The sequence below is a fragment of the Citrobacter sp. EC_71 genome, from assembly GCF_019584005.1.
In the GTDB taxonomy this organism is placed as follows: Bacteria; Pseudomonadota; Gammaproteobacteria; order Enterobacterales; family Enterobacteriaceae; genus Citrobacter; species Citrobacter werkmanii.
The window spans coordinates 99704-121212 of the sequence record NZ_VDAY01000007.1 but is presented as its reverse complement, the minus strand read 5'-3'; the positions used below and the strand labels follow the sequence as shown (position 1 = coordinate 121212).

At 51.0% G+C, this 21509-nt stretch carries 22 protein-coding genes; 12 read left to right on the top strand and 10 right to left on the bottom strand.

All coding sequences use genetic code 11. The features are described from left to right. Positions 1–56: 56 nt before the first annotated feature. Positions 57–1685 carry an ABC transporter substrate-binding protein gene (locus FHD02_RS09650; protein WP_137370498.1) on the bottom strand — a complete coding sequence of 543 codons (1629 nt, stop codon included), beginning with the start codon at positions 1683–1685 and terminating at the stop codon, positions 57–59. A 269-nt stretch (positions 1686–1954) separates the two neighbouring features. Between FHD02_RS09650 and yccA the strand changes: the two genes are divergently transcribed. After that, a complete protein-coding gene (gene yccA, locus FHD02_RS09645) occupies positions 1955–2614 on the top strand; it encodes an FtsH protease modulator YccA (protein WP_003035917.1) in 660 nt (219 codons plus the stop codon). A gap of 88 nt (positions 2615–2702) precedes the next feature. Further along, positions 2703–3032, top strand: a complete 330-nt coding sequence (tusE, locus tag FHD02_RS09640; protein ID WP_137361070.1) for a sulfurtransferase TusE — start codon at positions 2703–2705, stop codon at positions 3030–3032. On the opposite strand, the gene yccX is transcribed toward tusE, so the two are convergent. Next, the gene (gene yccX, locus FHD02_RS09635) at positions 3029–3310 is read right to left on the bottom strand and encodes an acylphosphatase (protein WP_042314167.1); all 282 of its coding nucleotides are present in this window, start codon (positions 3308–3310) and stop codon (positions 3029–3031) included. The two genes, tusE and yccX, sit on opposite strands and share 4 nt — an antisense overlap. 94 nt (positions 3311–3404) lie before the next feature. Between yccX and rlmI the strand changes: the two genes are divergently transcribed. Both rlmI and hspQ read left to right on the top strand, forming a co-directional pair. Then, a complete protein-coding gene (gene rlmI, locus FHD02_RS09630) occupies positions 3405–4595 on the top strand; it encodes a 23S rRNA (cytosine(1962)-C(5))-methyltransferase RlmI (protein WP_137361071.1) in 1191 nt (396 codons plus the stop codon). A gap of 57 nt (positions 4596–4652) precedes the next feature. Then, positions 4653–4970 carry a heat shock protein HspQ gene (gene hspQ, locus FHD02_RS09625; RefSeq protein WP_038639447.1) on the top strand — a complete coding sequence of 106 codons (318 nt, stop codon included), beginning with the start codon at positions 4653–4655 and terminating at the stop codon, positions 4968–4970. Positions 4971–5074: 104 nt separating this feature from the next. Here the strand turns inward: hspQ and FHD02_RS09620 are convergent, their stop codons facing one another. Beyond that, positions 5075–5488, bottom strand: a complete 414-nt coding sequence (locus FHD02_RS09620; RefSeq protein WP_006685217.1) for a CoA-binding protein — start codon at positions 5486–5488, stop codon at positions 5075–5077. A 172-nt stretch (positions 5489–5660) separates the two neighbouring features. Here FHD02_RS09620 and FHD02_RS09615 point away from each other — a divergent pair, with 172 nt between their 5' ends. Together FHD02_RS09615 and mgsA are read left to right on the top strand one after the other, a co-directional pair. After that, positions 5661–6323 (top strand): DUF2057 family protein, encoded by a 663-nt coding sequence (locus FHD02_RS09615; protein WP_137361072.1) that lies wholly within the window; start codon positions 5661–5663, stop codon positions 6321–6323. 93 nt (positions 6324–6416) lie between these two features. Then, entirely contained in the window at positions 6417–6875 is a 459-nt protein-coding gene (gene mgsA, locus FHD02_RS09610; protein ID WP_137361073.1) for a methylglyoxal synthase, read from the top strand. A gap of 32 nt (positions 6876–6907) precedes the next feature. On the opposite strand, the gene helD is transcribed toward mgsA, so the two are convergent. Beyond that, complete coding sequence (gene helD / locus FHD02_RS09605; RefSeq protein ID WP_220393830.1) at positions 6908–8962, bottom strand: DNA helicase IV; 2055 nt, start codon at positions 8960–8962, stop codon at positions 6908–6910. Positions 8963–9087: 125 nt separating this feature from the next. Here helD and FHD02_RS09600 point away from each other — a divergent pair, with 125 nt between their 5' ends. Both FHD02_RS09600 and yccS read left to right on the top strand, forming a co-directional pair. Continuing rightward, a complete protein-coding gene (locus FHD02_RS09600) occupies positions 9088–9534 on the top strand; it encodes a YccF domain-containing protein (RefSeq protein ID WP_038639436.1) in 447 nt (148 codons plus the stop codon). Positions 9535–9552: 18 nt separating this feature from the next. Further along, the gene (gene yccS, locus FHD02_RS09595) at positions 9553–11706 is read left to right on the top strand and encodes a YccS family putative transporter (protein WP_137361075.1); all 2154 of its coding nucleotides are present in this window, start codon (positions 9553–9555) and stop codon (positions 11704–11706) included. On the opposite strand, the gene FHD02_RS09590 is transcribed toward yccS, so the two are convergent. After that, positions 11684–12298, bottom strand: a complete 615-nt coding sequence (locus FHD02_RS09590) for a TfoX/Sxy family DNA transformation protein (protein WP_137361076.1) — start codon at positions 12296–12298, stop codon at positions 11684–11686. The two genes, yccS and FHD02_RS09590, sit on opposite strands and share 23 nt — an antisense overlap. Positions 12299–12514: 216 nt before the next feature. Between FHD02_RS09590 and sulA the strand changes: the two genes are divergently transcribed. Beyond that, complete coding sequence (gene sulA, locus FHD02_RS09585) at positions 12515–13024, top strand: SOS-induced cell division inhibitor SulA (RefSeq protein ID WP_137361077.1); 510 nt, start codon at positions 12515–12517, stop codon at positions 13022–13024. A gap of 357 nt (positions 13025–13381) precedes the next feature. After that, a complete protein-coding gene (gene ompA / locus FHD02_RS09580) occupies positions 13382–14428 on the top strand; it encodes a porin OmpA (protein ID WP_137370497.1) in 1047 nt (348 codons plus the stop codon). A gap of 97 nt (positions 14429–14525) precedes the next feature. On the opposite strand, the gene matP is transcribed toward ompA, so the two are convergent. Continuing rightward, a complete protein-coding gene (gene matP, locus FHD02_RS09575) occupies positions 14526–14978 on the bottom strand; it encodes a macrodomain Ter protein MatP (RefSeq protein WP_042314187.1) in 453 nt (150 codons plus the stop codon). 185 nt (positions 14979–15163) lie between these two features. Between matP and FHD02_RS09570 the strand changes: the two genes are divergently transcribed. Beyond that, a complete protein-coding gene (locus FHD02_RS09570; RefSeq protein WP_137370464.1) occupies positions 15164–16924 on the top strand; it encodes a Lon protease family protein in 1761 nt (586 codons plus the stop codon). Between the two features lie 68 nt (positions 16925–16992). Then, a complete protein-coding gene (fabA, locus tag FHD02_RS09565) occupies positions 16993–17511 on the top strand; it encodes a bifunctional 3-hydroxydecanoyl-ACP dehydratase/trans-2-decenoyl-ACP isomerase (RefSeq protein ID WP_003035875.1) in 519 nt (172 codons plus the stop codon). A 115-nt stretch (positions 17512–17626) separates the two neighbouring features. Here fabA and rmf read toward each other — a convergent pair whose 3' ends face one another. From rmf to pqiA, 4 genes are all read right to left on the bottom strand, one after another. Next, positions 17627–17794: a ribosome modulation factor gene (gene rmf, locus FHD02_RS09560; protein WP_003035871.1), complete on the bottom strand. Its 168-nt coding sequence runs from the start codon at positions 17792–17794 to the stop codon at positions 17627–17629. A gap of 246 nt (positions 17795–18040) precedes the next feature. After that, on the bottom strand, positions 18041–18604 hold the full coding sequence (gene pqiC, locus FHD02_RS09555) for a membrane integrity-associated transporter subunit PqiC (protein WP_137370463.1): 564 nt from the start codon (positions 18602–18604) through the stop codon (positions 18041–18043). Further along, a complete protein-coding gene (gene pqiB / locus FHD02_RS09550; protein ID WP_042314193.1) occupies positions 18601–20241 on the bottom strand; it encodes an intermembrane transport protein PqiB in 1641 nt (546 codons plus the stop codon). Before pqiB ends, pqiC begins: the two co-directional genes overlap by 4 nt. Positions 20242–20245: 4 nt before the next feature. Continuing rightward, positions 20246–21499, bottom strand: coding sequence for a membrane integrity-associated transporter subunit PqiA (gene pqiA / locus FHD02_RS09545; protein WP_061381846.1), 1254 nt, complete (start codon positions 21497–21499; stop codon positions 20246–20248). Between the last annotated feature and the right edge of the window lie 10 nt (positions 21500–21509).

The window sequence follows — 21509 nt, the reverse complement described above, 5'->3', positions numbered from 1 at the left end:
CGACTGAAATAAAAACAAATTGGCCATTTATTCAGCACAAATAGCGGCTGCCACGCTTAATGTTTTTTGATGTACATATCTTTGGTGTAGTAATTTCCGCGGTTATCCGGCGCAAATCCTCCTACCCACGGCTTCACCAGATGAGTGCGAACATAGTGATAAATCGGAATAGCAGGTACATCCTCACCTAACAGATCTTCAGCCTGCTGGTAGTCTTTACCTCGCTCTTCCAGTGAACTTGCTTTCGCTGCCTTATGCATCGCTTCATCAAAGGCAGGGTTACTGTACCCGGTGGTATTCTCACTGTCGCCGGTGCGGAAAATATTGAGGAAACTTGAGGCATCGTCATAGTCGGCTATCCACGCATAGCGCACAACGTCAAAATTACCGGTGTGCATGGTATCCAGCATGGTTTTCCATTCCTGATTTTGCAGCTTCGCCTCAACACCAAGATTTTTCTTCCACATCGACGATGCGGCAATCGCAATACGCTGATGCGTTTCGAAGGTGTTGTAGAGCAGATTTAAGCTCAGTGGATGTTCCGGACCATATCCGGCCTCCGTGAGCAGTTTTTTGGCTTCAGCAATACGTTTGTCGAGTGGCCACGACGCATACTCTGGCGCATGCAGTTGTACCCCACCTATTTCAGGCTGGCTGATAACCCACGCCGCACGTTGCCCCTGCCCCATCACCTTTTGCGCAATGATGTCTTTATCCAACGCCATATTCAGCGCCCGACGCACGCGCGGGTCATTAAAGGGCGCTCTGGTCGTATTGAACTGATAGTAATATGTTGAAAGCTGAGGCGAGACATGGAGTTCATCGCCCATGGTCTTTTTCAACTGCGCAAACTGATTGACCGGTACGCTATACACAATGTCAATTTCCCCCGCCTTATAGCGGTTCACGTCAGCAGACTCTGAACTAATGGGCAGGTAAATGACTTTATTAATGACCGTGTGCCGATCGTCCCAGTAATGCGGGTTACGCTCGGCAACGATGCGCTCATTGACCACCCACTGCGATAATTTGTACGCCCCGCTGCTGACAAAGTGCTCCGGGCGGGTCCACTTATCGCCAAAACGGCCAATCAGCACTTTATCGAGCGGGACCAACGACGGGTGCGCCAGCATCGCCAGAAATGCCGCCGTCGGTTGCGTTAAGGTAATTTCCAGCGTGGCATCATCCAGGGCCTTGACCCCCAGCGTGGCGGGATCTTTGTTACCCTGAGCAATATCGACCGCGTTCACCACGTGCATATTGCCCAGATACGAGGCATATGGTGAAGCCGTTTGCGGTGAGACCAGCCGCTGCCAGCTCCAGACGACATCCTGTGCGGTGATAGCCGATCCATCTGACCAGGTTATGCCTGGACGTAAATGAAAGGCCCAGACGGTATTACCTTTATTCTCCCAGGATGCGGCAAGACGGGGTTCAATAGACCCATCCGGCTTAACTGCCACCAGTCCGTCGAACATATCGCTGATTAAATTAAACTCCACGTTGCTTTCGACTTTATGCGGATCCAACGACGCTGGCTCGCTACCGTTGTTTCTCACCAGCTCCTGTTTTTCTGCAAGTACTGTTCCTGCCGGAACATTTGCCGCCCTCGTAGCGCCGTTTACCGACATCAAACAGGCAGCCAGCAACGCAAATGTAAATACCTTCGATTTATCTTGAGTCATTCCCTTTACCTTATTGCTCTGTTTATGATGGCACCACTGTCACTGTCAGAGAGAAACGGGAATAAGGCAATATTTTTCAGTTACCTGGCTGATATCTGACAGGCATTTTTGCACATACAGTGCTAACATCTGATTCGGGAGCTTTTGCTGAAATAATATGCTTAAGCCTGGCGGCTTAAAATGCGTAAAGATGGGTAAAACCGCTGTGTCATTCCCCTTGATTTCATTATCCTTCATCATTAATTACATCTGTCATAAGAGAGTGACTCATGGATCGTATTATTAGTTCTTCACGCGATCGTACATCGCTACTCAGCACACATAAGGTGCTGCGCAACACCTATTTCCTGCTCAGCCTGACGCTGGCGTTTTCGGCGATCACCGCAACGGCGAGTACTGTGCTGATGCTGCCTTCACCGGGACTTATCCTGACGCTGGTGGGTATGTATGGTCTGATGTTCCTGACCTATAAAACGGCGGATAAACCGGTTGGCATTTTGTCAGCGTTCGCCTTTACCGGTTTCCTGGGCTACATTCTGGGGCCAATTCTGAATACCTACCTGTCTGCGGGCATGGGTGATGTTATCGGCATGGCGCTGGGCGGTACAGCACTGGTCTTCTTCAGCTGCTCTGCGTATGTGCTGACCACGCGTAAAGATATGTCCTTCCTCGGCGGTATGCTGATGGCAGGTATCGTGGTTGTGCTTATCGGTATGGTTGCGAATATCTTCCTGCAACTGCCGGCACTGCATCTGGCGATCAGCGCGGTGTTTATTCTGATTTCTTCAGGCGCAATCCTGTTTGAAACCAGCAATATCATCCGTGGCGGTGAAACCAACTACATCCGCGCCACTGTTAGCCTGTACGTTTCGTTGTACAACATCTTCGTCAGCCTGCTGAGCATTCTGGGCTTCGCCAGCCGCGATTAAGATGTCCACACGCATTATCCAGCCCCGCTTATGCGGGGCTTTCTTTTTTGGTAAACTGCCGCCAGTTTGACTAACGCTGTGACGAATTATGTTGATCTTTGAAGGTAAAGAAATCAGTACCGATAGCGAAGGCTATCTGAAAGATACCACGCTGTGGAACGAGCCGCTGGCGGAGAAAATCGCCGAAAACGAAGGTATCGACCTCTCCCCCGAACACTGGGAAGTGGTGCGTTTCGTACGCGAGTTTTATCTGGAGTTTAATACTTCCCCCGCTATCCGCATGCTGGTAAAAGCGATGGCCAACAAGTTTGGCGAAGAGAAAGGCAACAGCCGTTATCTTTACCGTCTGTTCCCAAAAGGTCCGGCCAAGCAGGCGACTAAAATTGCCGGCCTGCCGAAACCGGTCAAATGTATTTAATAGCGGATACTAAATCCCTTTAGCTCGTCGCCAGGGCGGTGTGGTTCACTGAGAACCCGTTCTACCCTGGCGCTGCTCGGCCCTCCGGCTTTTAACCACTTCATTAGCTGTTCCACCCGCTCGCTTTCACCGCAGGCGACAACCTCTACGCTGCCATCATCCATATTTTTAGCGTATCCGGTCAATCCCAGACGTTGCGCTTCATGCTGAGTGGTGTAGCGAAATCCTACCCCCTGAACCCGACCATAGACCCAGGCGATTATGCAGACTTGTGACATTGCGGTTCTCCTTATCATCACGGCGCGCGTTGCAAATACACGTAAAACTCAGGACAATGGCGCCCATTTCTTTGAATTGACAGAATAGTAAATTATGAGTGTACGTTTAGTGTTAGCCAAAGGGCGCGATAAATCATTACTACGCCGCCATCCGTGGGTATTTTCCGGTGCTGTCGCACGTATGGAAGGCAAAGCCAACCTCGGTGAAACCATCGATATTGTTGACCATCAGGGTAAATGGTTAGCACGCGGCGCGTACTCGCCTGCGTCGCAGATCCGTGCCCGCGTCTGGACATTCGACAAGTCAGAATCCATCGATATTGATTTCTTCACCCGTCGTCTGCAACAGGCGCAAACATGGCGCGACTGGCTGGCGAAAAAAGATGGGCTGGACAGCTATCGTCTGATCGCAGGAGAATCCGATGGTCTGCCGGGCATCACCATTGACCGCTTCGGCAACTTTCTGGTATTGCAACTGCTCAGCGCTGGTGCTGAATATCAACGCGCCGCGCTGATTAGCGCCCTGCAAATTGTGTTCCCGGACTGCGCTATTTATGACCGCAGCGACGTGGCCGTGCGTAAAAAAGAAGGAATGGAGCTGACCCAAGGGCCGGTAACGGGCGAAGTGCCGCCAGCCCTGCTGCCTATCGAAGAGCACGGGATGAAGCTGCTGGTTGATATTCAGCACGGTCACAAAACCGGTTATTACCTCGATCAACGCGACAGCCGTCTGGCCACGCGTCGTTATGTAGAAAATCAACGGGTTCTGAACTGTTTCTCTTATACCGGCGGCTTTGCGGTCTCAGCATTAATGGGCGGATGCCGCCAGGTGGTCAGCGTCGATACTTCTCAGGAAGCGCTCGATATTGCCCGCCAGAACGTGGAACTGAACAAGCTGGATCTGAGCAAAGCTGAATTTGTGCGTGATGACGTATTCAAACTGCTGCGCGCTTACCGCGATCGCGGTGAGAAATTTGATGTCATTGTGATGGATCCACCGAAGTTCGTCGAAAACAAAAGCCAGTTGATGGGGGCCTGCCGCGGCTATAAGGACATCAATATGCTGGCTATTCAGTTGCTCAACCCCGGCGGCGTATTGCTGACCTTCTCCTGCTCCGGACTGATGACCACCGATTTATTTCAGAAAATCATCGCTGATGCCGCAATAGATGCTGGTCGTGATGTACAATTTATAGAGCAGTTCCGTCAGGCCGCCGATCACCCGGTGATCGCTACCTACCCGGAAGGGCTGTATCTGAAAGGGTTTGCCTGTCGCATCATGTAACTTGAAAAGTGGAATATTACCCTTACATAGAGGGTATCTATTTCCCGGGAGGTGACTATGATTGCCAGCAAATTCGGTATCGGCCAGCAGGTCCGCCATTCCCTGTTAGGTTACCTCGGAGTGGTCGTGGATATCGACCCGGAATATTCGCTTGATGAACCGTCAGCCGACGAGCTGGCGGTTAACGACGAACTTCGCGCCGCTCCCTGGTATCACGTGGTGATGGAAGACGATAATGGTCTGCCGGTGCATACGTATCTGGCCGAAGCACAGCTGAGTGGCGAGCTACAGGAAGAACATCCGGAGCAACCGTCGATGGATGAACTGGCGCGAACAATCCGTAAACAGCTTCAGGCTCCGCGTCTGCGTAATTGATGCGAACACAAGCCCGATGGCAATTCGCTTATCGGGTTTATGCTGCTAATCCGGCCAGCAACGCGGGCCGGATTATCGACGTGCCTTAAGGCAACAACACAACCTTACTTCGCCAGTCCCAGGCGCGGGATCTCAATCGCTGGGCAGCGATCCATGACCACCGCCAGCCCCGCGTCACGCGCCAGTACTGCTGCCTGCTCGTTAATCACACCAAGCTGCATCCATAAGGTCTTCGCACCGATGGCGATAGCCTCCTGAGCAACGCCCCACGCCGCTTCTGAATTGCGGAAGACATCCACCATATCCACTTTCTCCGGCACATCCGCCAGCGTCGCGTACCCCTGTTGCCCCAACAGCGTTTTCCCGGCAACTTTTGGCGAAACGGGAATAACGTGATAGCCCTGATCGAGTAAATACTTCATTACCCGATAGCTTGGACGATCGGGTTTATCGCTTGCACCAACCAGTGCAATCGTACGGGTAGATGTCAAAATGCCAGCAATATCGGTCTCTTTCATCGTCTTCCTCCAGGCTGTTTAACAAAGTGTACGACAAACCTGGCCTTGCAACCATTCATCCCATACTGGCGCATGAGAGCTAAACTCAAAAATATGTCTATATGTTAGTAAACATGATCATCGAAAAATTTAGATACATCTGATGCAGATATTTTCTGGACAGGAGAGACCTATGAAAGCCGGCATTGTGACAGCCTTGATTGCTCTGTGTTTGCCGGTAACCGTTTTTGCTACCTCTTTACGTCTGTCGAGTGAAATTGACCTTCTGGTGCTGGACGGAAAAAAAGTCTCCAGCTCATTACTGCGTGGTGCCGACAGTATTGAGCTGGAAAATGGTCGGCACCAGCTTGTATTTCGCGTAGAAAAAACCCTTCGCTTGTCCAGCCACGAAGAACGTCTGTATATTTCCCCTCCGTTGGTTATCAGCTTTGATACTCAGCTCGTCAGCCAGGTTAATTTTCATCTTCCTCGTCTCAACAATGAGCGGGATGCCTCACATTTCGATGATGCACCTCGTGTGGAACTGCTGGATGGGGACGCCATGCCTATCCCCGTTAAGCTGGATATTCTGTCAATCACCTCGACGGCGAAAACCGTGGATTATGAAATGGAAACTGAGCGCTATAACAAAGCGGCTAAACATGCGTCATTGCCACAATTCGCCACCATGATGGCCGACGACAGCTCGCTGCTTTCTGGGGTGTCTGAACTGGATCGGGTGCCGCCTCAGTCGCAAACGCTGACCGAGCAACGATTAAAATTTTGGTTTGAGCAGGCCGACGCCCAAACGCGAAGTAACTTTCTGCAGTGGGCCCAGAAACAGCCTTCTTCATGACATTTATGTTCCCATACGCATTTTTTTTGTCTTTCTCTTGCAGCGTCAAGTGCTTCCAGTACTCTGTAACAAGGTTAACTTGGGAGCTGTACTATGGAATTAACGACTCGCGCATTGCCAGCGCGTAAGCATATTGCGCTGGTGGCACACGATCACTGTAAAAAGATGTTGATGAGCTGGGTGGAACGCCACCAGCCGTTGCTGGAAAAACACGTTCTGTATGCCACGGGAACAACAGGCAACTTAATTCAACGCGCGACAGGAATGGACGTCAACGCGATGCTGAGCGGTCCAATGGGGGGCGACCAGCAGGTGGGTGCGCTGATTTCAGAAGGGAAAATAGATGTGCTGATCTTCTTCTGGGATCCGCTCAACGCCGTTCCCCACGATCCTGATGTCAAAGCCCTGCTGCGCCTGGCCACAGTCTGGAACATTCCGGTCGCCACCAACGTGTCGACCGCCGATTTTATTATCCAGTCGCCAAACTTCAACGATGCGACGGACATACTAATTCCGGATTACGCCCGTTATCTGGCAGAACGCCTCAAATAATGCCCAGGCAGGCGGCAACTACCGCCTGCGTTTCAGGGTTTCCTCGTTACGGGTACATCCAGTCGCTTAAGCTCATCAACAAAACACGATGGTGTTTCTTTATTGAACAGCAACCACACCCGGTGACGTGCGCGCGTTAGTGCCACATACAGCAGCCTTCGCTCTTCGGCATCCGGAAAATCTTCAACCGGCGGGAGCAACGCCTCTTCCATAATCGACTCGCGGGCTGGCGCAGGAAAGCCATCATTACCCTCATGAAGACCGACGACAATAACGTAGTCCGCTTGCTGCCCTTTACTGGCATGGATAGTCATAAAATCCAGCTGTAGCTTAGGCCAGCGGGTAGCCGCTTTCTCCAGATTGGCCGGTTTCAGATGATGGTATCGCGCCAGGACCAGAATTCTCTCTTCTGTTTTCACAAAACCCGACAGTTTATCCAACAGCAGATCCAACTGGTTTTCATCAAGCAAGGTGACGGCTTTTTTATCCCCTGTCATCAGGCTGTTGAGCGGTTTCGTAAGCTGATGAGGATTCTGCTGGATAAACTGATTTGCGACCTCGCCAATACGGCTATTGAAACGGTAAGTCGTATCCAGATTACAGCGATCGCCCTCGCCAAAGTTTTGCTGGAACGCGGTGGTCAGAGATAGTTGCGCCCCGCTAAACCGGTAAATGGCCTGCCAGTCATCGCCTACGGAAAACAGCGTAGTCTGCGAGTTTTGCTTGCGTAGCGCGGCCAACAAGGCGGCACGCTGAGGAGAAATATCCTGAAATTCATCGACCAGAATATGCTTCCAGGGACTAATAAACCGCCCTTTTTCCAGAATAACAATGGCCTGATGGATTAACCCGGAAAAATCGACGGCATTCTCGTCCTTCAGGGCGCTCTTCCAGGCTTTGAGCAGGGGCGCCATGAGCTTTATGCGTTTACTGAACAGGTCGCGGATCTCCTCCGGGGCATTGGCAATCATCTCCGCCTGCGCTCCGCCATGCATACGCATCAGGCTAACCCAGCGATCGAGCCGGGAGGCCAAACGCCGCTGTAATTTTTCGTCGTCCCAGAAGTTACCTTCAGGTACAGACCACTGCATCTCTTCTTCTAACCACTGTCGCCAACCTTTGGCCTGCGCTTTTTTCTCGCTGCACTGCTGACGCCAGGTAGTAATGAAGAGTTTGCTGCGCGCAACGGCGTCATTTTCAAGCTTGCTAACTGTCGGGACTTTTTTGCTGCCCTGCGAAATGATATGCAGCGCCAGTGAATGAAACGTCCGCGCGGTGACCTCGTCCGTATGCAGACGTTCACGGATGCGATCATCCATCTCCTGAGCTGCTTTACGACCGAACGCCAGCAACAGAATTTGTTCAGCCGCCGCTTCGCCTCGCGCTAACAACCAACCCGCACGAGCGACAAGAACCGATGTTTTGCCGCTTCCCGCCCCTGCAAGCACCAATAATGCTTGCTCACCATTCACTACCGCGCGCGCCTGGGCAGGGTTCAGCGGCGAAGATTCAATGTGCTGGAAAAACTCGGCATGCTCCGCCAGCATCGCATCGGTATATGCCTGATTGTGCTGTAAACGACAGGCCTCAATATCCTGCAACCATGCCTGGCATTGGCGTAACGCCTCCCGGCAATTTTCAAATTCTTCCAGCCGCTTCACCGGTAGCGGCAATGCAGCAAAGGCACGGAGGATCTGCTGTTGCAATCCTGAGGTTTGGCTACGCGTCAGCCATTTATTTTCACTTGTCCGGGATGCAATCGCATCCAACTGCTGCTGTAAAACCCCCGCAGCAACGTCACTCATTTCCTGGCTCCACTGTTGCCAGAGCGCATTTAAATGATGATGGAAGCGCTGGGTTTCCGCCCACTCTGTACCGTGAAGGCGAACCACCTTTTCATCCGGGAGTACAAACTCCAGCTCGCCCCATACCAGGCCGCGTTTGCAATGAATAGCCAGCAACTGATTGAAGGGAATAAGATACTCGTGACGATCGCCGGAAACTTTAATCCCGGCATTGAGAATAACGGCCCGATCGTAAGGGTGTTGTGCCAGACGTTTTCCAAGAGAAGTTGCTTTCAGTTCCATAAGACTCAAGCGGATCCACACGAAGAGGTTTGCTTATCAGTGTAACCGCCAGAGAAAACGTGCTCCAGCCCAAAAAAACGTTACAATTGCCGAATTCACAGAAAACCAGAGTTAACCGAGGGTTTATGCGTACTGTTCTGAATATTTTAAATTTTGTGCTGGGTGGGTTCGCCACCACCCTGGCCTGGTTATTGGCTACGCTGGTCAGTATTGTGCTTATTTTTACATTACCCTTGACCCGTTCGTGCTGGGAAATAACCCGACTCTCGCTGTTTCCCTATGGCAACGAAGCGATTCATGTCGATGAACTTAATCCGGCAGGGAAAAACGTGCTTCTTAATACCGGTGGCACATTGCTCAATATTTTCTGGCTGATTTTCTTCGGTTGGTGGCTGTGCCTGATGCACATTGTCTCCGGTATTGCCCAGTGCATTTCGATTATTGGTATTCCGGTGGGCATCGCGAACTTTAAAATCGCTGCTATTGCGCTCTGGCCGGTGGGTCGTCGGGTGGTTTCAGTCGAAGTTGCCCGCGCTGCGCGTGAAGCCAATGCGCGCCGTCGCTTTGAATAATCAGGACTGATGGCCTTTATGTTAAGTCCACTGCTTAAACGCTATACCTGGAACAGCACCTGGCTGTACTACGTGAGAATTTTTATCGCGCTTTGTGGCACCACAGCGCTGCCCTGGTGGCTGGGCGATGTTAAGCTGACCATCCCGCTCACGCTGGGTATGGTCGCTGCCGCGCTGACCGATCTGGACGATCGTCTCGCTGGCCGGCTGCGCAATTTGATCATCACGCTGATCTGCTTTTTTATTGCCTCGGCCTCTGTCGAACTGCTCTTCCCATGGCCATGGCTGTTTGCCATTGGATTAACGCTTTCCACCAGCGGCTTCATTCTGCTGGGGGGGTTAGGCCAGCGCTATGCAACCATCGCTTTTGGTGCGTTGTTGATTGCCATTTATACCATGCTGGGAACGTCGCTTTACGATCAGTGGTATCAGCAGCCGATCCTGTTGCTCGCTGGTGCTATCTGGTACAACCTTCTGACGCTGACCGGGCATCTCCTGTTCCCCATCCGCCCACTACAGGACAACCTTGCGCGTAGCTACGAACAGTTAGCGCACTACCTGGAACTGAAATCACGCCTTTTTGATCCCGACATTGAAGATGAAAGCCAGGCACCGTTATATGATTTGGCCCTCGCTAATGGGCAATTGATGGCGACGCTAAACCAGACCAAAGTATCGTTACTGACTCGCCTGCGCGGTGACCGCGGACAGCGCGGAACGCGTCGAACGCTACATTACTATTTTGTAGCGCAGGATATTCACGAACGCGCCAGCTCCTCACATATTCAGTATCAAACGCTACGCGACCATTTCCGTCACAGCGACGTAATGTTTCGCTTCCAGCGCTTAATGTCGATGCAGGGGCAAGCCTGTACCCAGTTGTCCCGCTGTATTTTATTACGTACGCCTTACCAGCACGATCCGCACTTTGAGCGCGTCTTCACGCATATAGATGCCGCCCTGGAGCGTATGCGTGCGAGCGGTGCGCCTGCAGACCTGCTCAACACGCTGGGATTTTTGCTCTCAAACCTGCGAGCTATCGACGCCCAACTGGCCACCATCGAGTCAGAACAGGCCCAGGTACTCTCGCGTAATGAGTCTGAAAATCAGCTCGCCGATGACAGTCCGCATGGGTTCAGCGATATCTGGTTACGCCTGAGCCGTAATTTTACGCCTGAGTCAGCCCTGTTTCGCCATGCCGTGCGCATGTCGCTGGTGCTTTGTGTCGGCTATGCCATCATCCAGATTACCGGGATGAACCACGGGTACTGGATCCTGCTGACCAGTCTGTTTGTCTGTCAGCCAAACTACAACGCCACCCGACATCGCCTGGCGCTAAGGATTATCGGCACATTGGTAGGGATCGCCATTGGTTTGCCTATTCTGTGGTTCGTTCCCTCTCTGGAAGGTCAGTTGATACTTTTGGTGATCACTGGCGTACTGTTTTTTGCCTTTCGCAACGTCCAGTATGCACACGCCACGATGTTTATCACGCTGCTGGTATTGCTGTGCTTTAATCTGCTCGGTGAAGGTTTCGAAGTGGCGCTGCCGCGCGTCATCGATACGCTGATTGGGTGTGCCATCGCTTGGGCAGCCGTCAGTTTTATCTGGCCAGACTGGCGTTTTCGTAACCTGCCGCGTGTCATTGAGCGGGCCACTGACGCAAACTGTCGTTACCTCGATGCTATTCTTGAACAATATCATCAGGGTCGTGATAATCGTATGGCATACCGTATCGCCCGTCGTGACGCGCACAATCGTGATGCAGAGCTTGCCTCCGTGGTGTCGAACATGTCGAGTGAACCGGATGTCACGGCCCAAACGCGAGAAACAGCGTTTCGCTTACTGTGCCTCAATCATACGTTTACCAGCTACATTTCCGCCCTTGGCGCACATCGCGAACAGTTAACCAACCCGGAGGTTCTGGCGTTACTGGATGATGCCGTCTGCTATGTTGATGACGCGCTTCACTATCAACCCGCAGACGAACAGCGCGTCTACCAGGCGCTGGAGGGGCTGAAGCATCGAATTCAGCATATTGAGCCACGTCCGGATAGTAAAGAACCGCTTGTTATACAGCAAGTTGGGCTATTGATCGCCCTGCTCCCGGAAATCCGGCGCTTACAACAGCAAATTGCTGTGTTGCCTTCTAATACCCCGGTTCCGGCGTAAGAGAACTGACCCACTCCACCAGCTCCTGGCGACGGACCGCCGGGAGCGCAGCTTCATGCACACCATCGACCGCGCCTTCAAGGGCATAAAGTATTTTTACCGTCAGGGCTGGATTATTTTGCCGCAGTTTCAGCCAACACATTTGGGCGCCCAACGATCGCAATGTTCCCTCATCTTTAATTCCTGCCTCATTTAAAAGCGTCTCCAGATGAAACGTCATATTTGGTAGTTCCCGCAGACGATGTTGAGCAAAGCGACTCTGTTTTTCCTTAACTGCTGCATCCAGCGAATATCGTGATAGCGACACCAGCTGTGGCTGGTTTTGCCACAGCGCATCATTCACCTGATAGTAGTTAAGTACCACCGGGCGCCCGCGCTTTATAAATGTCAGCCAGACAGGCGGATTTTTTACACAGTACTGTACGCTCTGCTCGCAGGCCCGAAGATATAACTCACCGCTGGCGACCATCGCAAAGACCGTATCCCCAACCGTCAAACTGTAGCTGCCAAACAGTGAGCGATAATGAATGGTTCCCAGAGATGCCAGATATTCTTGTGATTTATAGATCTTTGCATAAGAAAGTTCTTTCATAAAAATCCTTTTAAATCATAACGTAAGCAAATGATTTTCAGTAGCAGATCCGTTAATGACGAAAATAGGCAACTTATTCGCATGGGGCAAGATGAATTTTATTTTTCCCGTAACTACGACTAAAAATTGCGAACCTGTTTCCGAAAATAAGGTTGATCTTTGTTGATAGCAGGGTTACTGTATATCCATACAGTAACTCACAGGGCTGGATTGATTATGTACACTTCAGGCTATGCAAATCGTTCTTCGTCGTTCTCTTCCACATCAAGCAGCATTGCGCGCATTTCATCAGAGAACGCAACCGCTGGGCTTATCAGTGAAGTAGTCTATCGCGAAGACCAGCCCATGATGACGCAACTACTGCTGCTTCCTCTGCTGCAACAGTTAGGGCAGCAATCACGCTGGCAGCTGTGGCTGACGCCCCAGCAAAAATTAAGCCGGGAGTGGGTGCAGTCAGCCGGCCTGCCATTGACAAAAGTGATGCAGATTAACCAACTCTCCCCCTGCAATACGCTGGAATCGATGATCCGTGCGCTGCGCACAGGTAATTACAGCGTCGTTATCGGCTGGCTGGCAGAAGAATTAACGGAAGATGAGCATGCCGAACTGGTAAAAGCGGCTAATGAAGGAAATGCTATGGGATTTATCATGCGTCCTGTTTGCGCACAGTCACTTGCGGGGAGACAGCATTCCGGACTAAAAATTCACTCGAATTTGTATCATTGAGTAAAATTAGGATTTATCCTGGATTTTTTTTTCATGCTTCAATTTGCCTTTGAGGTTTAATGCGTTTTTCATCCGAACGCCTGTCTGAAGCGGTTTTCAGGAAATCATCAGTGCGTTTATTAATCCATAAATGTTAAATATTATGTATACAAGCCTTTTTTTTTCATATGCCTGACGGACTTCACACTTGTAAGTTTCCAACTACGTTGTAGACTTTACATCGCCAGGGGTGCTCGGCATAAGCCGCAGATATCGGTAGAGTAACTATTGAACTGGTCCCCGGGTGAAGGATTTAACCGTGTTATCTCTCTTCGGAGATATTCATGGCGAATTTTGGATGATAACGAGGCGCAAAAAATGAAAAAGACAGCTATCGCAATTGCAGTGGCACTGGCTGGTTTCGCTACCGTGGCGCAGGCCGCTCCGAAAGATAATACCTGGTACACTGGTGCTAAATTGGGCTGGTCTCAGTTCCATGATGTTGGCAACAACCAGATCAACAACAACGGACCGACCCACGAAAACCAACTGGGTGCTGGTGCGTTCGGTGGTTACCAGGTTAACCCGTACGTAGGTTTCGAAATGGGTTATGACTGGTTAGGCCGTATGCCGTACAAAGGCAGCGAGCAGAATGGCGCTTTCAAAGCTCAGGGCGTTCAGCTGACCGCTAAACTGGGTTACCCAATCACTGACGATCTGGACGTTTATACCCGTCTGGGTGGTATGGTTTGGCGTGCAGACGCTAAAAACAACGAAGGCTTCAAAGACCACGACACTGGTGTATCCCCAGTATTCGCTGGTGGCGTAGAGTATGCAATTACTCCTGAAATCGCTACCCGTCTGGAATACCAGTGGACCAACAACATCGGTGACGCGAACACCGTTGGCGGTCGCCCGGATAACGGTCTGTTAAGCGTTGGTGTTTCTTACCGTTTCGGCCAGCAGGAAGAAGCAGCTCCAGTAGTTGTTGCTCCGGCTCCGGCTCCTGAAGTACAGACCAAGCACTTCACTCTGAAGTCTGACGTTCTGTTCAACTTCAACAAAGCAACTCTGAAACCAGAAGGCCAGCAGGCTCTGGACCAGATGTACAGCCAGCTGAGCAACCTGGATCCGAAAGACGGTTCCGTAGTGGTTCTGGGCTTCACTGACCGCATCGGTTCTGACGCTTACAACCAGGGTCTGTCCGAGAAACGTGCTCAGTCCGTTGTTGATTACCTGATCTCTAAAGGTATTCCTTCTGACAAAATCTCTGCACGTGGCATGGGCGAATCTAACCCGGTTACTGGCAACACCTGTGACAACGTGAAAGCTCGCGCTGCACTGATCGACTGCCTGGCTCCGGATCGTCGTGTTGAGATCGAAGTTAAAGGTATCAAAGACGTTGTAACTCAGCCTCAGGCTTAAGTTATCGTCTTATAAAAAAACCCCGCATCGCGGGGTTTTTTTTATCTGTGTTTTAATCAAAGCACACTACTACGTCACCCATTAAACCACCCTGCCACTACTCTTTTCCCAGCAGTGCCTGTAAATCCTGTTTTAAGGTTGACATTTTATTCGCGTACTTCTCTTTATGCTCCGCATCTTCAATCAGTTGCACAATGGTTTCAGAAAGCGTTTTACCACGCCGCTGGGCAAGGCCTGCTAAGCGTTGCCAAACCATGAATTCCAGATCGATAGATTTCTTTCGTGTATGCTGATGCTCAGCATTAAAATGCCGCTTGCGCCTCGCCCGTATGGTCTGTTTCATACGATTGAGTAGCGCAGGGTTCATGTGTTCTTCAATCCAGGTATTGACCCGAACCGGTTCATTTTCGAGGGTTAGCAATAAATCAACGGCTTCTTTGGCAGCGCTGGCCTCTACGTAACGGGTTATTAATTCCCCCTCACGATGCTTCTTCACCAGGTACTTCCACTTCCAGCCGCTTTCAAGATTTTCAAGTTGTTGATATTTCATTGCGATCTCAATGTTACCGTGTAACTCTTATCAGAATATCAGCTTTTTGAGCAACTGAAGAAAAGAATATCCAGCCTGTGAACTGCCGCGCGTCATCACTTCCGTTTCGCGGTGCTTTCCAGGTGTGTAGTGATGAGGGTTACGGTATAATCTCGTTTTTAACAACAGACTAAAAAACATCAACTTTGACCATTACGAAACTTGCATGGCGTGATCTGGTTCCTGATACCGACAGTTATCAGGAAGTATTTGCACAGCCGCACGTCACTGACGACACCGATACCTTACTTAGTGATACTCAGCCACGTTTACAATTCGCGCTAGAGCAGCTTCTGCAGCACTGGACGACGTCCTCGTTCATGCTGGTAAAAGCACCGGAAGAGCTTGAATACCTTAACCTTATTGCAACTGCTGCACATACACTGCACACGGACGCAGGACGCCTGACTGGGGGTCATTATGATATCGCTGGTCACACTATCCGCTATCGTACAGCGGAAAAAGCAGAAGACAATTTTGCGACGTTAACTCAGGTGGTCAACGCTGACTGGGTTGAAGCCGAGCAACTGTTTGGCTGTCTGCGTCAGTTCAATGGCGATATTTCCCTGCAACCAGGTCTGGTGCATCAGGCGAATGGTGGGGTGTTGGTTATCTCATTACGCACTCTGCTGGCCCAACCGCTGTTGTGGATGCGCCTGAAAGCCATTGTCAGCCACGAGCGCTTTGACTGGGTAGCTTTTGATGAGTCTCGCCCATTGCCTGTTTCCGTTCCGCCGATGCCGCTTAAACTAAAAGTGATTTTAGTCGGGGAGCGTGAATCACTGGCAGATTTTCAGGACATGGAGCCAGAACTGGCTGAGCAGGCCATCTACAGCGAATTTGAAGACAACCTACAGATAGTCGATGCCGAAACCATGACACAGTGGTGCCAGTGGGTAACGCATACCGCCACGCGCAACAATTTGCCCTACCCCGCGCCTGATGCCTGGCAGGTTCTAATCCGCGAAGCTGTGCGCTATACCGGCGAACAGGATACGTTGCCGCTTAACCCCTTGTGGATCATCCGACAGTTCAAAGAAGTGGCCTCGCTATGCGAGAGCGAAACCTGCACAGCGGAACAGTTCAGCCTGATGCTGGCGCAGCGCGAATGGCGGGAAGGATTCCTGGCCGAACGTATGCAGGATGAGATCCTGCAAGAGCAAATCCTTATTGAAACGGAAGGCGAGCGAATTGGTCAGATCAACGCCCTGTCGGTCATTGAGTTTCCGGGTCATCCTCGCGCGTTTGGAGAACCATCACGTATCAGCTGCGTGGTGCATATTGGCGATGGCGAATTCACAGATATTGAGCGCAAAGCCGAGCTGGGAGGAAATATTCATGCCAAGGGGATGATGATTATGCAGGCGTTCCTGATGTCTGAACTCCAACTGGAACAGCAAATTCCCTTCTCGGCCTCGCTGACCTTTGAACAATCATACAGCGAAGTTGATGGTGACAGCGCGTCCATGGCGGAATTGTGCGCATTGATTAGCGCCCTCGCCGACGTCCCTGTGAATCAAAGCATCGCCATTACGGGTTCTGTCGATCAATTTGGTCGGGCACAACCTGTCGGCGGTCTTAACGAGAAAATTGAAGGTTTCTTCGCCATCTGCCAGCAGCGTGAGCTGACAGGTACTCAGGGCGTTATCATTCCATCAGCTAATGTCAGACACCTGAGTCTGCAACCGGCCCTGCTACAGGCCATAGAAGAAGAAAAATTCACTATCTGGGCGGTGGACGATGTAACCGATGCATTGCCGCTATTACTAAATCTGGTGTGGGATGGCGAAGGCCAGACAACGCTGATGCAAACCATCCAGGAACGTATTGCGACAGCAACGCAACAGGAAGGCCGTCATCGTTTTCCATGGCCGCTACGTTGGTTGAACTGGATTATTCCGAACTGATCGGACTTGTTCAGCGTACACGTGTTAGCTATCCTGCGTGCTTCAATAAAATAAGGCTTACAGAGAACATGGTAGATAAACGCGAATCCTATACAAAAGAAGACCTTCTTGCCTCTGGTCGCGGTGAGCTGTTTGGCGCAAAAGGCCCACAACTGCCTGCACCAAGCATGCTGATGATGGACCGTGTCATTAAGATGACCGAAACCGGTGGCAACTTTGACAAAGGTTATGTTGAAGCTGAACTGGATATCAACCCGGACCTGTGGTTCTTCGGATGCCACTTCATCGGCGATCCGGTAATGCCAGGCTGCCTGGGTCTGGATGCCATGTGGCAGTTAGTTGGATTCTATCTCGGCTGGCTGGGCGGCGAAGGTAAAGGCCGCGCGCTGGGTGTAGGCGAAGTGAAATTCACCGGTCAGGTTCTGCCGACCGCGAAGAAAGTTACTTACCGCATTCACTTCAAACGCATCGTTAACCGTCGCCTGATCATGGGCCTGGCTGATGGTGAAGTGCTGGTTGATGGTCGTCTGATCTACACCGCAAACGATCTGAAAGTAGGCCTTTTCCAGGACACTTCCGCGTTCTAATTGCAGACATCAGGCGTTGCGTCGTTGTCGGATGACAGCGTAAGCGCCTTATCCGTTCTGCAAAAAAGGCGAAACCTCCGCTCTGCGGAGGTTTCTTTTATCTAAAGAGACAGAATCAGGCCATTAAAACCCTATCCCCCATGGCTTCTCGCCAGCCTCCCAGCCAGTATGATCTCTGATTCAGCGTCTGATAGGGACACATTTCTTTTGAGCGTCCGGCAATGCCGGCCTGATATCCACGTTGATGTGCCCGTTCCAGGCGATCTCGTTTTTGTCTCTTCATGCCTCGTTTCCCTCATCTTTAGTTCTGGTGGAAAAGAAAACAGTGATTACTAAGTGTGCAATCACACTAAACGAATACCCCTAAACATCAGACTCGTCAATGCGCAAAATTCACGCCAGTGTCATATTTGTGAGCTACCCGCTAAATCATTTGTACAAAAATAATCAGTCATAACAGTTATCTTCACGCAAAAAAAACCGCCCCGGGCAATGAACCAGGGGCGGTATAATTTACAATTATTTAAGCTTAAGGAATGCGTTTCAGCTCTTGAGCAATTGCCGTCGCTTCCTGACTCCAGGCGTTGGCCAGAACTTTTACCATCTCATCGTAGCCGTCCTTGGTCTGCACAGCTTCGATGTGGAATGGGCGTTTGATCAACTGCCCCTGGTGATTCAGTAGCCATTCGCCGCTCACGATAACCTTCCCATCGTACCTACCGTGGAAGCCGGTTACAGTGACGTTCAACGTATCCTGCGTACTTCCCAGTGGCTGCGAAGCGACAACCCAGCCAGGTAATTGCATACTGAGGTTCGTCACCAGCGTATTGCGCAATTGCTGATCTAAAGGACTGGCCCAGAGATTATTATTCGCTATCACATATTGCACATCGCTGGTCTGGTAAACCACCCCATTACCCGCCAGATAGTCCGGCACCGCAATCTGCTCAACCCACAGCAGACGGTTACCCTGATTGGCGGAGCTCTGGACGCCACCTTGCGCGATAGGAAGCTGATAATAGCTTTTATTTTCTCCGCTGGAGCTGCATGACGCCAGCCAGACCGCCATCATCACCACTAGCCACTTTTTCATTGTTTCGCCCTCTTCGGCTCTGGATCTTTTTTGTCCTTCGCTTCAAATACCAGCGCATTGCTCTTATCGTTCAACGTTTTCAGTACTGGTTGCAGTTCGCGCAGTACCTGATCAAGACGCTGCATATCCGCCACCATCTTGTTGTAGGCGGCAGATCCTGGCTGGAAGCCCTGCATGCTACGATTAAGTTCACGCAACGTATTTTGCATATCTGCCGGAAGATCCTGCATTGACTGACTGGACGTGATCTTATTCATGTTATCCAGCGTAGTTTGCAAATGCTTCATCGTACGCTGGCTTTCTGACAACGTATTGGTCGCCTGCTCAATCATCGGGTTCAACGGCAGATTATTAATCTTATCCAGCGCTTCCATTAGACGTTGCTGGATCTGCGCCAAACCGCCACTCACCGTCGGGATAATCTGGTAACCATTAAATTCGCGCACGCCGGTAATCGGCGGTTCTTTCGGGTAGAAGTCGAGATCAACATACAGCGCGCCGGTCACCAGGTTCCCGGTTTTCAGTGATGCGCGTAATCCACGTTTGAGCAATTGCTCCAGATGAGCGCCAACATCAGTGTCCTCGCCCAGCTGTGCTTTCAGGCGTTCTGGTTCGATACGTACCAGCACTGGAATACGATAATCATTGTTAAATACCTGACGCATATTCGGTGAGAAGAAAGGTACTTTGCTTACCGTCCCCAAACGAATACCGCGGAACTCCAGCGGTGCGCCTGGCTGCAAACCACGAATCGAATCCTTAAAGAACATCAGGTAATCAATATGATCCGTATACAGGGAATCCTGAATACTTTTTTGATCGTCATAAAGATTAAACGCGGACTGTTGCCCAACCGGTTCACCTTGTTCTAAGCCTTCTGGCACATCAAAACTTACGCCACCACCAAACAGCGTGGAGAGCGATCCCATTTCTACGCGCATACCTGCAGAGGTAAGATCCACGGCGATCCCGCTGTCTTTCCAGAAACGTACATTGCTGGTCACCAGACGATCGTTAGGCGCATTGATGAAGAGCTGGTAACTGATAGTACGTTTTTGCGCATCAAAGGTACTGGTCTCAACCGAACCCACGCGATAACCACGGAACAATACCGGATCGCCCGGACTTAATTGACCGGCTTTTTTGCTGTCCAGTATCACGCGGATCCCTTTCGCATCTGGCGGTGCCAGCGGCGGTGAGTCCAGTAGTTGGTAATTTTCTAGCTTATTCCCTTTATTGCCGGGCTGCAGTTCAATATATGCCCCGGACAATAGCGTGCCCAGGCCGCTGATACCTTCACGTCCAACCTGCGGCTTAACAACCCAAAAAACAGAGTCTTTATGCAGCAGCTTTTCCATTCCGGAGTTAAGGCGAGCTTTAATCTCCACATGAGTCAAATCATCCGTCAGAGTGGCGCTCTCGACGATACCCACATCGACGCTGCGGCTTTTAATCGTCGTTTTGCCCCCTTCAATCCCTTCGGCATTGGTGGTAATCAGCGTGACTTCCGGCCCTTGATGGCTGTAATGATAAAACAGGACCCATGCGCCAATGAGCGCAGTAACGATTGGGAATATCCACACGGGCGACCAGTTTTTCACCTTCTGCACTTTGGCTTCCCCACTTTTAGATTCCATGCTGTCAGGACTCCTCATGATCTGGTTCTGGTTCACGGTCCCACGACAGACGCGGATCAAATGTCATCGCAGAAAACATTGTCATAATGACGACTAAAGCAAACATCAAAGCACCCATTGCAGGATAAATGTTCATTAACCCTCCCATACGCACCAGCGCAGAGAGTACCGCAATCACAAAAACGTCGATCATTGACCAGCGACCGACAAATTCCACCACTTCATAAATCAAGTGCATACGTTCACTGTCACGTTTGCCGTGCCCCTTGGCATCCCAACATAGCCAGGCAATGGCAATCATTTTCAACGTCGGCACCATAATACTGGCGATAAAGATAACCGCCGCCACCGGATAAGAGCCTTCGCTCCAGATCAAAACCACACCTTCAAGAATCGTTGACGGTAACCTGGAACCGAGCAAATCGGTGATCATAATCGGCAGGATGTTGGCAGGAAGATAAAGCATGATTGACGTGAACAATAACGCCAGCGTCCATTGCAAACTGTTTTTACGACGCACGTAGCCTTTGGTCTCGCAGCGTGGGCACACCCGTTCGTCAGCAGGAAGAATCGCGGTGCAGCAGGAACAAGAACGCAGCCCCTGCCGGATACCGGGCACGCCTGGCTTTAATTCCTGCTTAATGACAGGCATTGGCGCAATATCATCCCACAGCCAACGGCGGTCAACGCACTGGAACGCCCGTAGCTGTAGAACACAAAAGAAACACCATGGGATGAAACTGCTGCCCACGCCGATATCACCATACGCCATCAGCTTAACGAAACTGACCAGCACTCCAGCGAGGAAGATTTCCGCCATCCCCCAGCTTTTCAACTGAAACAGGACGCGCGCCAGTCGGGCCTTTAGCCAGCCGGGCATTTCGGCCCGGTTCACCAGCAGCAGAATGGTCAGTAAACAAAACGCGGGAACCAACTGGACGAATAATAAAAAAAACGTGCCGAGGCTGGCGTAATCTTCTGAGAAAAGCACGCTGGGGATTTCCAGCAACGTCACTTCGCTGCTTACCCCTGCGACGTTCATATTCACAAAAGGGAAGAGGTTTGATAAAAGCAGCATGAACAGCGCTGCTAAAACATAGGCAGTAGGACGCTGCCTTGGCGCGTCCCACTCAACCGTTAACGTAGTGCCACATCGTGGACATGCCGCTTTCTGACCATGCTCCAGGCGCGGTAACGCCACCAGCATGTCACACTGCGAGCACAAAATATGCTTCGCGGCATGGTGATGTTCGCACATATGTGCTCCT